This is a genomic window from Bittarella massiliensis (ex Durand et al. 2017) (genome assembly GCF_009876955.1).
In the GTDB taxonomy this organism is placed as follows: Bacteria; Bacillota; Clostridia; order Oscillospirales; family Ruminococcaceae; genus Bittarella; species Bittarella massiliensis.
The window spans coordinates 40,516-53,466 of sequence record NZ_WWVY01000009.1 but is presented as its reverse complement, the minus strand read 5'-3'; the positions used below and the strand labels follow the sequence as shown (position 1 = coordinate 53,466).

The window sequence follows — 12,951 nt, the reverse complement described above, 5'->3', positions numbered from 1 at the left end:
GGAGAGAGAAGCGATGCTGGACATCAATCTGCTGCGGCAGGACCCCCAGCGGGTCAAGGAGAACATCAAGAAAAAATTTCAGGAGGAAAAGCTGGTCCTGGTGGACGAGGTGGTAAAGCTGGACCGGGAGTTCCGCGAGGCCAAGTCCCGGGGGGACCTGCTGCGCAGCCAGCGCAACTCCATCAGCAAGGAGATCGGCGCCCTGATGGGCAAGGGGCTTAAGGAAGAGGCCGAGAAGACCAAGGCCAAGGTGGCCGCCATCGCCGGGGAGCTGAGCGAGCTCAAGGCCAAGGAGGAGGAGCTGACCCAGCAGATCCGCGAGCGGATGCTGGTCATCCCCAACCTGATCGACGACTCGGTCCCCATCGGCAAGGACGACAGCGAGAACGTGGAGATCGAGCGCTTCGGCGAGCCGGTGGTGCCCGACTTTGAGGTGCCCTATCACGTGGACATCATGGAGGGGCTCGACGGCATCGACCTGGACAGCGCCCGGCGCACCAGCGGCAACGGCTTTTACTACCTCAAGGGGGACATCGCCCGGCTGCACTCGGCCATCCTCTCCTACGCCCGGGACTTTATGATCGACCGGGGCTTCACCTACTATGTGCCCCCCTTCATGATCCGCAGCAACGTGGTCACCGGGGTGATGAGCTTTGCCGAGATGGAGAACATGATGTACAAGATCGAGGGGGAGGACCTCTACCTCATCGGCACCAGCGAGCACTCGATGATCGGCAAGTTCATCGACACCATCCTCCCCGAGGCCGAGCTGCCCCAGGCCCTCACCAGCTACTCCCCCTGTTTCCGCAAAGAGGTGGGCGCCCACGGCATTGAGGAGCGGGGGGTCTACCGCATCCACCAGTTTGAAAAACAGGAGATGGTGGTGGTCTGCAAGCCCGAGGACAGCATGATGTGGTACGACAAGCTGTGGCAGAACACCGTCGACTTCTTCCGCAGCCTGGATATCCCGGTGCGCACCCTGGAGTGCTGCTCGGGCGACCTGGCCGACCTGAAGGTCAAGAGCCTGGACGTGGAGGCCTGGTCCCCCCGCCAGAAAAAGTATTTCGAGGTGGGCAGCTGCTCCAACCTGGGCGACGCCCAGGCCCGGCGGCTGGGCATCCGCGTCAAGGGGGCCGACGGGAAAAACTACTTCCCCCACACCCTCAACAACACGGTGGTGGCCCCGCCGCGGATGCTCATCGCCTATCTGGAGAACAACCTACAGGCAGACGGCACCGTAGCCATCCCCCAGCCGCTGCGGATGTACATGGGCGGCAAGGACAAGCTGGGAAAATAGAGCGATCTGCCCAAGAGAGGGGCGCCGGACCGGCGCCCCTCTCTTTTTTGCGGCAGCATCCCGCCCGCACCCCCACCCACCCCCTCTCGCCGGCAAAGGCATCGCTTGGCAGCGGCGAGGCAACAGCTTTCTCCTCCCAGATGGAGGCCCAGTCAAAAATCCTGCCGCCCGTGCGGGTCAAATACCGGGCCGGATAGCGGCGCGGGCAGAGGACCTTGACCGCAAAGTTGTAGATGGAAATCCCTCCGTCCGCTCCGCAGGCGGGCAGGGTCGCCGCCTCCCTGTCAAGGAGAGAAATATCCCCGCCGCACTCCCAAAAATCGCTGTGCAACTCCGCCGTCAACCGACCCCAGGCGGGGAGATAGGCCCTCTCAAAAAACTTCTTTATCCAGTGACAACAGCCGTTCGTACAATCCCCCCTTCATCCACCTCTCTTTCTGCTTTTTAGAAGAGGCTAGGGCCATTTTGCCCCGCCGTAAAATTGTCCTCCTCCCCTGTCCCCCTGCACAATTTTGGCCTTCGTTTTTCTACACTGTCATAGAACTTTTCACAAATCATTCTCTCTTTTGTTTTGTGTGCTATAATAATAAAAAGTTCTGTCGAAACAAGTCGAAAGAAATCGCTAATCCAACCGAGAAGAGGGGGAACATGAAGAGGACGTCCGGCGGGGCGCCGGCACTGTTCCTCGCCCTGACGCTGGTCCTCACCGGCTGTGGGGCCAACCACAAGGAGGCAATCTAGGACACCGTCAACGGCTACTTTGCCACCCTGCAGGCGGGCGATTTGGAGGGGCTGGACGAACTGTGCACCGACAACTTCACCGACGAGTACAAAATCCGCTTTTACTGCAATGCCATGAAGGCGGAATTCGGCACCACCTCGCTGGGCGGCGGATTTGAGAAACGGGGACAGGCATTCGCCAAGTACCTGGCCGCGCATACCACTCGCCAATACAGCCTGGTGAGCGCCAAGGAGGAGAATGGCCATGCCACCGCCGTTCTCACCGGAAAGAAGATCGACCTGCTCAACGACTCCTTCCCTGTGTACAACGAGGATTTGGGCACCCAGTGCGTCAATGAGCACCTCTACGAGCTGCCGCCGTCCTGCAGACCCAAGGGGAAAAGGCGATGGAGGAAAAGATCTCCGAAGGGCTTTATGGCCTCCTCCTTGAGAAGATGCGCACTTCGGTGGACAGCGCCCCGGCAGAGGATTTTGAGATGGAGATGACCCTAAAACAGGCCGATGGAAGGTAGCTGGTCAGCCGCACCCGGCCCAACTAGACGGAAGCGCAGAGCGCCCCGCCGGGAAAAGGGCGTTTGCAAAAGGGGGAAGTGACATGAAAAAATGGGGAAGCATCCTGTTGGCCGCCCTGTTCTGCCTCGCCCTTTCGGGGTGCGGGAAGAGGGATCAGCAGGCCATTGAGAGCACCGTCAACAATTTCTTTGCCGCCGTGCAGGAGGGCGAGTGGGAGAGGGCAACGGAGGAGAGCTGCACCCCGCGCTACGATTCCGGCACCTTCCGCATCGAGGACAAGGTCGCCTACTACTACGACCTGATCCACGTTCTCCTCCGCGAGAACCTGGGCGACACCTTCCGCCAGGAGGGGGAGCGGTTTCTCCAGCACGCCTTGAGCAAGTTTGTCCCCAGCTACGCCATCGAGAGCATTGAAATCGAGAAGGGCTCTCCCACCAAAGAGCGAACGGCCAGGGTGACGGTTCGCGGCAAGTCCATTGATTTCCACCAGTTGCCCCTGCAGTTGGAGCCGGAGGCCATCATCACCCAGTACACCGACACCCATCTGTACGAATTGGCCGCCATCCTGCGCTCCCAAGGGGAGGACGCCATGGGACAGTGGCTCTACGATGCTGTCGCCCCCCTGATTTACGATGACCTCTGCAAACAGGTCGACGAGATCGAGTCCGTCGACTTCGCCTGCGTTTTGACCCTCAAGGGAAACGACGGCGAGTGGCGCATCGATCGCATTCAGGAACTGTAAAAAAGCCGCCTGCCGGCAAAAAAGAGGGGGATGCCCCATCCCCGGCAGAGCGCTTTGAGAGGGCGGCCGACCCGTCTAGGCGACCGCCCGCGAAAGGAGAAGGAATATGAAAAAGTTCATCAGTACCGCCCTTGTCGTTGTGCTCTGCCTGGCCCTCACCGACTGCGGCAACAAGGACGAAAAGGCCATTCAAGAGGTGGTCAACGGCTATTTTGCCGCCTTTCAGGCGGGGGATCTGAGCGGGGCCAAGGACTTTTGCGACGACGATCTCTCGGACCACACCACCATGGTCCTCTCTGCCGAGGTGATGGAGGGATTTGTCACCGACCAATTCGGCGACGTCTTCCGCAGTGAGGCCGAGCAGTTTGGCAAAGACACCATCGCCAAATTTGTCAAGGAGTACAAGCTGGACAGCCTCTCCATCGAAAAAGGAAAGGCGGTCGCCACCCTCAGCGTCAAGATGCTCGACTTGGGCCAGCTCCCCATGGACAACACGGCGCTGGTGCAGGAGTTGGGCAACCAGTACACCGAGGACCACATGTACGAGCTGATTGCCGTCATGCAGACCCAGGGAGAGGCGGCCATGAAGAAAAAACTCTATGACGGGGTGGCCCCTCTCCTCTTTCAAAAGATGGGCGAAAGTGTGGACAAGATCAAGGCGGTAGACTACACCTTTGAGGTGAAACTCGAAAAGCAGAACGACCGCTGGGTCATCACCCAGCTCTCCCGGTAGGTCCAGCTTCCCCCTCCGCAAAAAAGAGAGCCGTCTAAAGCGGCTCTCTTTTTTGCGCTGTCGGTCGGACAGACATCCTCCTCCCCTTTCGCTGTCGTTTGTTCGCCTTTTCCCCCGATTTTTCGGTTTTGCGGCCAAAACAGTCCACAAATTTTTGTATCTGTGGTATAATGGCAACAACATTTCTTTTGAAAGAGGGATTATATGAAAAAACTGGCAACACTCACACTGGTCCTGGCGCTCTGCGTCTCCATGACCGGCTGTGGAAAAAACAACAAAGAGGCCATCAAAAACGCCGTGGACAGCTACTTCACCGCCATGCAGGCGGGGGACGTGCAGGCGTTGAGCGCGGCCTGTGAAGAGGGCTATTCCGACGAGATGGGGCTGGTCGAGTTTGAGAAGACCCTCGACGAGTCCTTCGGCGCCGACGAGATGGGCGAGGTCTTCCAGACCGAGGCCAAAGACTTCTTCAAAAACGTGGTCGGCAAGGTGATCAAAGAGTACACCCTGGTGAGCGCCGAGGAGAAAAACGGCGAGGCCTACGCCGTCGTCAACATCAAACAGCTCGACTTTGACAGCATCGACTTCTCCACCGCCTCTGAGGAGTTCGCCCTCCTGGGCCAGACCTACGCGCTGGAGCACATGGACGAGCTGCTGGAAGTCATGCAGAACGAGGGAGAGGCCGCCATGCAGCAGAAGCTGACCGACGCCCTGGCCCCCCAGCTGTTTGACAAGATGGAAGAGATCGTCGCCGCCGCCCCCTACGTGGACTCCACCCTGAAGGTGACCGTCGTCGAGCACGGTGACAAGTGGCTAATCTCGGGCGTTTACGAGCAGTAGATCGCACCGAACAATAAAAAACAGGCGGGCGCTCCCGTTGGGGCGCCCGCCTGTTTTTTGTCTCCGCGCTGCAGGGATCGGGGAAAACCGCCGCCCCCTTCTCCACCGCGCAGGGCAGATTGGAAAACCGCCGCAAAAAAAGGCATTCGGCCCGGTTGGGCCGAATGCCTTTTTTCTCCCCCTGGGGCCTTGGCCCGCCGGAGCTCCTATGTACCCTCACAGCCCAAAGAGGAATTTCAAGAAGAGCATCCCCACCACCCCCGGCACCCCCAGCACCGCCGAGGCGCCGCAGGTGTAGAAGTTGAGCTTGAGGGTCGGCCCGATAAAGGGCGAGAGCACGTTGAGCAGCAGCAGAACGCAGATGCCCGCCAGGCCGGTAAAGAGGGCGGTGGGACAGGGGTGCCGCCCCCGCGAAAAGGCCCAGATCATGCAGAGCACGGCCACCACCGCCACCGCGATGAGGGCCCAGGTATAGCTGTCCATCCTGTTTTCCATCCCCTTTTATGGCGGGGGCAGGGCTCACCCCTGCGCCCCGATGTGCAGTCCCTTTTCCTTTGCCTTGCGGTAGAGAAAGGCGAGTCTGCTCTCCAGCGCCTGCATTTCAAAGGCAGCCGCGTCGATGAGCAGGTCGTCACAGGAAAAGTTGAACCGGTTGACCGCCGCCGCCAACTCGTCGTTGGTGCGGGCGATGTCCCCCAATATCTGCTCCAGGTCGGAAGGCTGCTCCTCGCCTTTGGCCCGGCGCAGCCAGTCTCGCGCGCTCGCGCGCGCCTTGATGATCGCTTCCACTGGGAAATCCCCCTTCCGCTTCGCTGTCGGTAGTGGTAGTCTGCCCGGTCGCTACCATTTGTATGCAGCGGGGGAAGGTTTTAGTAACCCGCACCCGGGCGCAAAAAGAGGGCGGAGCCGCAGCTCCGCCCTCGCAAAGGCGTTTTCGGGGGAAAAATCCTATTTTGCCAGGTCAAAATCCACCTGGCCCAGGGAGACGTTGACCGCCCGCACCTTGACCCTGACCGGGTCGCCGATGCGCAGGGTGCGGCCGGTGCGCTCCTCCACCAGCTTAGTGCCGTCCTCCGACAGTTCAAAGTCGGTGTTCTCGATGGTCGCCAGCCGCACCAGTCCCTCGGCGGTGTTGGGCAGCTGGACGTAAAAGCCGTAGCTGGCCACGCCGGAGATGATCCCGTCCAGCTCCTGGCCCACAAACCGCTCCATGTACTGGGCCTTGTAGGCGTCGTCACAGGAGCGCTCGGCCAGCATGGCCCCGATTTCGCGGTTGGTGGACTGAAGGGCGGCCTCCTTGACAAACTCGCCGTAGCGCTTTTTGATCTCCTCGGCCGGCACCCCGTCCAGATAGTCGGTGAGGATGCGGTGGATCGAGAGGTCGGGGTAGCGGCGGATGGGGGAGGTGAAGTGGGTGTAGTCGTGCAGCGACAGGCTGTAGTGGCCCAGAGGGGTCTCGGCGTACTTGGCCTTGGCCATGGAGCGCAGCACCATCTTGTGGATGAGGATCTGCTCGGGCTTGCCCCGGGTGACATCCAGCACATCGGCCAGCACCTTGGAGGGGGCCCCGGCCTTGATTTTCAGGTAGGGGTGGCCAAAGGCCTTGACGATCCCCTGCAACACTTCCAACCGCTCGGGGTCGGGGTCCTCGTGCACCCGGTAGACAAAGGGGAGCTGTTTCTCCCTGCCAAAGCGGGCCACGGCCTCGTTGGCGGTGAGCATGAACTCTTCGATCATCTTCTCCGAGTCGCCCCGGTCCCTCACCAGGATGTCCACCGGATCGCCGTTCTCGTCGATGACGATTTTGGCCTCCATGCTCTCGATGTTCATGGCCCCCCGGCCAAAGCGGCGGGCCTCCAGCACCTTGCCGAAGGCGCCCATCTGCAAAAGGGTCTCCTTCACCTGGGCGTAGGCCGCCTCCACCTCGGGGGTGGCGGTGCCGTCCAGAAGTGCGTTTACCTCGCTGTAAGCGCACTTTTTGCAGGAGCGGATCACCGTCTTGGCGATGCGGTAGCCGAGGATCTCGCCCGAGGGGGCCATCTTGCAGATGCAGGAGAGGGCCAGCCGGTCCTCGTCGGGGTTGAGGGAGCAGACCCCGTTGGAGAGCTCCACCGGCAGCATGGGCACCACCGCGTTGGCGTAGTAGACCGAGGTGCCCCGCTCAAAGGCCTCGGCATCCAGGGCGCTGCCCCGCTTCACGTAGTGGGACACGTCGGCGATGTGCACCCCCAGCTCGAAACCGCCCTCCACCTGGCGAAAGGAGATGGCGTCGTCGATGTCCTTGGTCTCCTTGCTGTCGATGGTGAAGATGCACCAGTCCCGCAGGTCCTCTCTGCCGGCAAAGTCGGCGGGGTCCACCCCCCGCTCGCCCACAGCCGCGGCCTCCTGCAGGGTGGCCTCGTCAAAGTCCAGCTTGACCTTGTTCTCCACCAGGATGGCGTCGCAGCAGTTTTTGGCCTTTTTGCTGTCGCCGAAGACGGTGACCACCTCGGCCACGTGGCTGAAGTGACTCTTGCCTCGCACCGCCAGCTTGACCATCACCTTGTCGCCGTCCTTGGCGGTCCCCACGCTGGAGGGGCGCACCTGGATGTCGGTCTTGGGCATCGAGTCGAGCACCACCCAGCAGCTCTGGCCGGCCTGGTGCAGCACCCCGATGTAGCCGCCGTCGGGGTCGGGGGTGACGTGGAGCACCTCGCCCTCCAGCGATTGGCCGGTGCGGCTGGGGCGGGTCTTCAGCAGCACCTTCTCCCCCGCCATGGCCCCCATCAAAAAGCGGCCGGGGATGAAGACCTGGGTGCCCTCCTCGTCGTCGAGCTGGGCAAAGCCGAACTTGCCCGCCACCTTGACCACCGTGCCGCTGACGATGCCCAGCCGGGAGCAGAGGGCGTAGCCGCTCTCCTTGGAGAAGTAGACCTTGCCCTCCCTCTCCAGCTCGTTGAGGCAGGCCCGGATCTGGTACTTCTGAAAGCTGGGCATCCGGGTGCACAGCAGCTTCATGTTCATGTAGGGCTGACGGGATTCCCGCAGCTGTTTCTCTACCGTTTCTTTCAGTTTAATGGTCGTTCACCTGTCCTTTTCCCAGGGGCCGTCCCGGCCCAACTGTCTTTTCATCCACAATATCCGACGAATTTTTTGCGAAATAAAGCACCCTGCACATCCGGCAGGGTGCTTTTTCTCATCTTACTTAAAAAATATTTCAAGTACGCCGACTAAAATTGTCAGTACAAAAAAGGCGACCGCTGCGATCTTGGTCCACTTGCTCAGCAGAGCTTCCGGGGTCCGTCCGCCGGAGCGCCCCAGGTAGGACTGCGTCGCGCCGCCGCTGATGGCGCCGGACATGCCGGAAGTGGCCTCCTGCATCATCACCATCAAGATGATTACCAGGCAGGCGATGATCAGCAACACGCCCGCTACGATTTGAATTGTATTCACGGCGAACCCTCCGAATAGAATTTTTTCTCGCTCAAGACCTCAAAATAACATTCATATTCTAGCACACCCACCGGGGCTTGTCAATTTTGTTTTTCCCCGATTTTTCGCATAAATACCCCGCGGCGGGGACAGACTAGTTCTTGTCCAGTGTACCTTTATTTTTTGGCGTTTGCAAGTATTGTCCACTGGACAGAGCCGGCGGGAAACCGCCGGCTCTCTTTTTTGCCCAAAGAAGGGGGCGGAGAGACCGCCAAATTCTCCCCCGGCCGCCCCCCTCTTTGCCTTGTGCTTTTGGGGCGATTGTCGTAAAATGGGAAAAGAGAGATTTTCACTGCCCCTCGCGGGGCTTCTTTCTTTTGGGGGTGAGCGCTTTTGAATATCGCCATGGCGGGCATCGACCATCACCGCGCCTCCCTGCAACTGCGGGAGCGCTTTGCCTTCACCAAGGCCGAGGCGGCCGAGGCCCTGTCCCGGCTGGCCGAACAGCCCGCGCTCGAGGGGGCGGTCCTCCTCTCCACCTGCAACCGCACCGAGCTCTGGCTCTCCTGCGCCGAGGGGGCGGCCCTCGACCCCGCCGCGCTGCTGGGCGCCCTCAAGGGGGCCGACCCGGCGGACATCCCCTTTGCCGTCCGCCGGGGGCGGGCGGCGGTGGACCACCTCTTCGCCCTGGCCTGCGGGCTGCGCTCCCGGGTCTTTGGGGAGGACCAGATCATCGCCCAGGTCAAGGGCGCCCTGACCCTGGCCCGCAGTTGCGGCAGCGCCGACGGGGTGCTCGACCGCCTCTTCCTCTCGGCCGTCACCGCCGCCAAAGAGGTCAAGACCTCGGTGCGGCTGACGGCGATGGACAGCTCCTCCGCCAGCCGGGCGGCCGACCTGATTTGCCGCCACTTTCCCGATTTAAAGGGGCTCCCCTGCCTGGTCATCGGCAACGGGGAGATGGGCCGGCTGGCCGCCTCCACCCTGGTCTCCCTGGGCTGCCGGGTGGAGATGACGGTGCGGCAGTACCGCTCGGGGGAGGTCAAGATCCCCGCAGGCTGCCGGGTGATCCGCTACGACGAGCGGCTGCAGGGGCTGGCCCGCTGCCGCGCCCTCGTCAGCGCCACCGCTAGCCCCCACCACACCCTCCGCTACGAAGAGGCGGCCCCCGTCCTCGCCGACGGGGCGGAGCGGGTGCTCATCGACCTGGCAGTGCCGCGGGACATCTCCTCCCGGCTGGGGGCGCTCCCCGGCGTCACCCTCTACGACATCGACGACCTGGAGGGGGGCGGCGAGGGGGAGGCCCGTCGCCAGGAGGTGGCGCGGGCCGAGGCCATTTTGCAGGCCGCCGCGGACGGGTTTTGCGACTGGTGCGACTTTCGCCCCCATCTCCCCGCCGTGCGGGAGGTGGCGGCCCTGGTGGCCGACGACGCGGCCGCCCGGCTGGAGCGGCCCATCGCCAAGCTGGCCGCCGGGCCCGAGGCGGCGGCCGAACTGGAGCGCCGGGCGCGGGACGCCTGCGAAAAGGCGGCCGCCCGCCTCCTCTACGGCCTGCGGGAGGAGCTGGACCGCACCCTCTACCGAGACTGCATCGAGGCGCTGCGGCGCTCGGCCCGGCCCCGGGGGGAGTGATCCCCCCCTTTTTCACCACAGAAATCACCTGCAAAGGAGCATTGCCGATATGGATATGACCAAGCGCCCCCGCCGCCTGCGGGGGAACCCCGCTCTGCGGGAGATGGTGCGGGAGACCAGGGTGGACAAGTCCTCCCTGATCTACCCCCTGTTTGTGCGGGAGGGCAGCGGCGTGGTGGAGGAGATCCCCTCCCTCTACGGCCAGCTGCGATACAGCCCCGACACCCTCTGCCAGGGGCTCGAAGAGGTGGTGAAGGCCGGGGTGCCCGCCGTCCTCCTCTTCGGGCTGCCGGCCGAGAAGGACGCCTGCGGCAGCGGCGCCTGGGACGAAAACGGGGTGGTGCAGCGGGCGCTGCGCCAGGCCAGGGCGGCCTTCCCCGAACTCTACCTCATCACCGACGTCTGCCTCTGCGAGTACACCTCCCACGGGCACTGCGGCATCTTGGACGGGGAGACGGTGGACAACGACAAGACCCTGGAGGTGCTCTCCAGGACCGCTCTCTCCCACGTGGGGGCAGGGGCGGACATGGTGGCCCCATCCGACATGATGGACGGGCGGGTGGGGGCCATCCGCCGGGCGCTGGACGGGGCCGGCCGCAGCGATGTCCCCATCCTCTCCTACGCGGTGAAATACGCCTCGGCCTTTTACGGCCCCTTCCGGGAGGCGGCGGACAGCGCCCCCGCCTTTGGCGACCGCCGCGGCTACCAGATGGACCCCCACAACCGGCGGGAGGCCATAAAGGAGGCCGCCCTGGACGTGGAGGAGGGGGCCGATCTGCTGATGGTCAAGCCCGCCCTTTCCTACCTGGACGTCATCCGCGACGTGTCCCAGGCCTTCCCCCTCCCCTGCGCGGCCTACAGCGTCAGCGGGGAGTACGCCATGATCAAAGCCGCGGCGGCAGCCGGCCTCATCGACGAGGCGGCGGTGGCCTGCGAGGCCGCCCTCTCGGTCTACCGGGCCGGGGCGGACATCCTCATCACCTACTACGCCAAGGAGCTGGCCGGGTGGATGGACGAAGGGAGGATCGGCTGATGGGCCGTTCGGAAGAGCTCTTTACCCGGGCGGTGCAGCACATCCCCGGCGGGGTCAACAGCCCAGTGCGGGCCTTTGCCGCGGTGGGCAGTACCCCCCGCTTTATCCGCAAGGCGGACAAGCAGTTCATCTGGGATGTGGAGGGCAACCGCTACATCGACTACATCGGCTCCTGGGGGCCGATGATCCTGGGCCACAACTTCCCCGCCATCCGCGAGGCGGTGATCTCGGCGGCGGGGAGCGGCCTCTCCTTTGGCGCGGCCACCGAAAAGGAGGTGGAGATGGCCGAGCTCATCTGCGAGCTGGTCCCCTCCGTCGAGATGGTGCGGATGGTCAACTCCGGCACCGAGGCGGTGATGAGCGCCCTGCGGGCCGCCCGCGGCTACACCGGCCGCCCCAAGATCGTCAAGTTTGACGGCTGCTACCACGGCCACTGCGACGCCATGCTGGTCAAGGCCGGCTCCGGCGTTATGACCGCGGGGGTGCCCAGCAGCGCCGGGGTGCCCGCGGGCACGGCGGAGGACACCCTCACCGCCGCCTACAACGACCTGGGCAGCGTGCGCGCCCTCTTTGCCGACAACCCCGGGCAGATCGCCGCCGTCATCGTGGAGCCGGTGGCCGCCAACATGGGGCTGGTCCCCCCCGCCCCCGGCTTTTTGCAGGGGCTGCGGGAGATCACCAAAAAAGAGGGGGCCCTCCTCATCTTCGACGAGGTGATCACCGGCTTTCGCCTGGGGCTCGATGGGGCCCAGGGCTTTTACGGGGTACAGCCCGACCTGACCACCTTCGGCAAGATCATCGGCGCGGGGATGCCGGTGGGGGCCTACGGCGGCCGCCGGGACGTGATGGAGCAGATCGCCCCGGTGGGGCCGGTCTACCAGGCGGGCACCCTCAGCGGCAACCCGGTGGCCATGGCCGCCGGATTGGCCCAGCTGCGCATCCTCAAGGGCCACCCGGAGGTCTACGCCCGGGCCGCCGCCCGCGCCACCGAGCTCTTTGACGGGCTGCGGGAGATCATCGGGGAGAGGGGCGCGCCCTGCACCGTCAACAGCGTGGGCTCCCTGGGCTGCCTCTTCTTCACCCCCGGCCCGGTGGTGGACGCCGCCAGCGCCCGCCGCGCCGACACCGACGCCTACGGCCTCTACTTCCGCCATATGCTGCAAAACGGCTGCTACTTCGCCCCCGCCCAGTTCGAGGCCATCTTCCTCTCCAACGCCCACCAGAGCGAGGACATCGAGCGCACCCTGGAGGTGGCCAGGGCCTATTTCACCCGCTGATTTTCCCCTTCCCAGCGCCCCCCACAAGCCTCTTTTCGGCAGCGAAAAGAGGCTTGTTTTCTGCCGAAAAATGCGCTATTCTAGGAGTTGCGTCTGCCGGGCCCTTCTCCGGCGGCGCGGTCAGTTCGAGACCTTCCTGACCCAAAATAAAACTAAAGGATGGATGAAATGATGAAACGAAGGAACCCGACGCGCTACCTGGTGCAGGCCGGCATGATCGCCGCCCTCTATGTAGCCCTCACCTACCTCTCCAACGCCCTGGGGCTCGCTTACGGCATGGTGCAGTTTCGCCTGTCCGAGGCGCTGTGCATCCTGCCCCTCTTTACCCCCGCCGCCGTGCCCGGCCTGGCGGTGGGCTGCATTGTGGGCAACCTGGGCAGCCCCATGGAGGTGGTGGACATCGTCTTCGGCCCCCTGGCCACCCTGGGGGCCGCCCTCTGCACCCGCGCCCTGCGCCGGGTGCGGGTGCGGCGGCTCCCCCTCCTCCCCGCGCTGATGCCGGTTCTGTGGAACGCGGTGGTGGTGGGCGTCGAGCTGACCATCTGGCTGGTGCCCGGCGAGGCGTTCACCCTGCCGGTCTTCTTCACCAACGCCCTCTGGGTGGCGGTGGGCGAGGTCACCATAGTCTACCTGCTGGGCATCCCCCTGGCCCTGCTGCTGGAGAAAAAGGGGCTGCACCGCCAGCTCTTTGGGGAGTAAGTCGTTGATATAGGTCAAAAGAAGTGCCCCCCCCCC

Annotated in this window: 13 protein-coding genes; 9 read left to right on the top strand and 4 right to left on the bottom strand. The window is 63.5% G+C overall.

Translation table 11 applies throughout. The features are described from left to right. Positions 1 to 13 precede the first annotated feature (13 nt). From serS to GT748_RS10510, 5 genes are all read left to right on the top strand, one after another. Positions 14 to 1,297 carry a serine--tRNA ligase gene (gene serS / locus GT748_RS10530; protein ID WP_044992173.1) on the top strand — a complete coding sequence of 428 codons (1,284 nt, stop codon included), beginning with the start codon at positions 14 to 16 and terminating at the stop codon, positions 1,295 to 1,297. 783 nt (positions 1,298 to 2,080) lie between these two features. Continuing rightward, positions 2,081 to 2,524, top strand: coding sequence for a hypothetical protein (locus GT748_RS10525; RefSeq protein ID WP_143161530.1), 444 nt, complete (start codon positions 2,081 to 2,083; stop codon positions 2,522 to 2,524). 109 nt (positions 2,525 to 2,633) lie between these two features. Continuing rightward, the gene (locus tag GT748_RS10520; RefSeq protein ID WP_021658800.1) at positions 2,634 to 3,293 is read left to right on the top strand and encodes a hypothetical protein; all 660 of its coding nucleotides are present in this window, start codon (positions 2,634 to 2,636) and stop codon (positions 3,291 to 3,293) included. Between the two features lie 106 nt (positions 3,294 to 3,399). Further along, a complete protein-coding gene (locus tag GT748_RS10515) occupies positions 3,400 to 4,026 on the top strand; it encodes a hypothetical protein (RefSeq protein ID WP_161213616.1) in 627 nt (208 codons plus the stop codon). A gap of 204 nt (positions 4,027 to 4,230) precedes the next feature. Beyond that, positions 4,231 to 4,866: a hypothetical protein gene (locus GT748_RS10510; protein ID WP_021658775.1), complete on the top strand. Its 636-nt coding sequence runs from the start codon at positions 4,231 to 4,233 to the stop codon at positions 4,864 to 4,866. Between the two features lie 216 nt (positions 4,867 to 5,082). Here GT748_RS10510 and GT748_RS10505 read toward each other — a convergent pair whose 3' ends face one another. The 4 genes from GT748_RS10505 to secG form a co-directional block, all read right to left on the bottom strand. After that, positions 5,083 to 5,349 carry a pro-sigmaK processing inhibitor BofA family protein gene (locus GT748_RS10505; RefSeq protein ID WP_161213615.1) on the bottom strand — a complete coding sequence of 89 codons (267 nt, stop codon included), beginning with the start codon at positions 5,347 to 5,349 and terminating at the stop codon, positions 5,083 to 5,085. Between the two features lie 36 nt (positions 5,350 to 5,385). Continuing rightward, a complete protein-coding gene (locus tag GT748_RS10500) occupies positions 5,386 to 5,655 on the bottom strand; it encodes a DUF2508 family protein (protein ID WP_021659759.1) in 270 nt (89 codons plus the stop codon). 159 nt (positions 5,656 to 5,814) lie between these two features. Next, positions 5,815 to 7,917: a ribonuclease R gene (rnr, locus tag GT748_RS10495; protein WP_192926660.1), complete on the bottom strand. Its 2,103-nt coding sequence runs from the start codon at positions 7,915 to 7,917 to the stop codon at positions 5,815 to 5,817. Positions 7,918 to 8,046: 129 nt separating this feature from the next. Continuing rightward, a complete protein-coding gene (secG, locus tag GT748_RS10490; protein WP_021659757.1) occupies positions 8,047 to 8,298 on the bottom strand; it encodes a preprotein translocase subunit SecG in 252 nt (83 codons plus the stop codon). Between the two features lie 372 nt (positions 8,299 to 8,670). Here secG and hemA point away from each other — a divergent pair, with 372 nt between their 5' ends. The 4 genes from hemA (at position 8,671) to GT748_RS10470 (ending at position 12,915) form a co-directional block, all read left to right on the top strand. Beyond that, positions 8,671 to 9,906 (top strand): glutamyl-tRNA reductase, encoded by a 1,236-nt coding sequence (gene hemA / locus GT748_RS10485; protein WP_161213614.1) that lies wholly within the window; start codon positions 8,671 to 8,673, stop codon positions 9,904 to 9,906. Positions 9,907 to 9,955: 49 nt separating this feature from the next. Further along, the gene (hemB, locus tag GT748_RS10480) at positions 9,956 to 10,939 is read left to right on the top strand and encodes a porphobilinogen synthase (protein ID WP_021659777.1); all 984 of its coding nucleotides are present in this window, start codon (positions 9,956 to 9,958) and stop codon (positions 10,937 to 10,939) included. Next, positions 10,939 to 12,216 (top strand): glutamate-1-semialdehyde 2,1-aminomutase, encoded by a 1,278-nt coding sequence (gene hemL / locus GT748_RS10475; RefSeq protein ID WP_021659776.1) that lies wholly within the window; start codon positions 10,939 to 10,941, stop codon positions 12,214 to 12,216. Before hemB ends, hemL begins: the two co-directional genes overlap by 1 nt. Before the next feature lie 168 nt (positions 12,217 to 12,384). After that, entirely contained in the window at positions 12,385 to 12,915 is a 531-nt protein-coding gene (locus GT748_RS10470; protein ID WP_243148200.1) for a QueT transporter family protein, read from the top strand. Positions 12,916 to 12,951 lie beyond the last annotated feature (36 nt).

Coding starts and splice junctions, on each gene's coding strand:
- hemB (WP_021659777.1), top strand. CDS start 9,956: ATGGATATGACCAAGCGCCCCCGCCGCCTGCGGGGGAACCCCGCTCTG.
- GT748_RS10515 (WP_161213616.1), top strand. CDS start 3,400: ATGAAAAAGTTCATCAGTACCGCCCTTGTCGTTGTGCTCTGCCTGGCC.
- GT748_RS10505 (WP_161213615.1), bottom strand. CDS start 5,349: ATGGACAGCTATACCTGGGCCCTCATCGCGGTGGCGGTGGTGGCCGTG.
- GT748_RS10510 (WP_021658775.1), top strand. CDS start 4,231: ATGAAAAAACTGGCAACACTCACACTGGTCCTGGCGCTCTGCGTCTCC.
- GT748_RS10470 (WP_243148200.1), top strand. CDS start 12,385: ATGATGAAACGAAGGAACCCGACGCGCTACCTGGTGCAGGCCGGCATG.
- serS (WP_044992173.1), top strand. CDS start 14: ATGCTGGACATCAATCTGCTGCGGCAGGACCCCCAGCGGGTCAAGGAG.
- hemL (WP_021659776.1), top strand. CDS start 10,939: ATGGGCCGTTCGGAAGAGCTCTTTACCCGGGCGGTGCAGCACATCCCC.
- GT748_RS10520 (WP_021658800.1), top strand. CDS start 2,634: ATGAAAAAATGGGGAAGCATCCTGTTGGCCGCCCTGTTCTGCCTCGCC.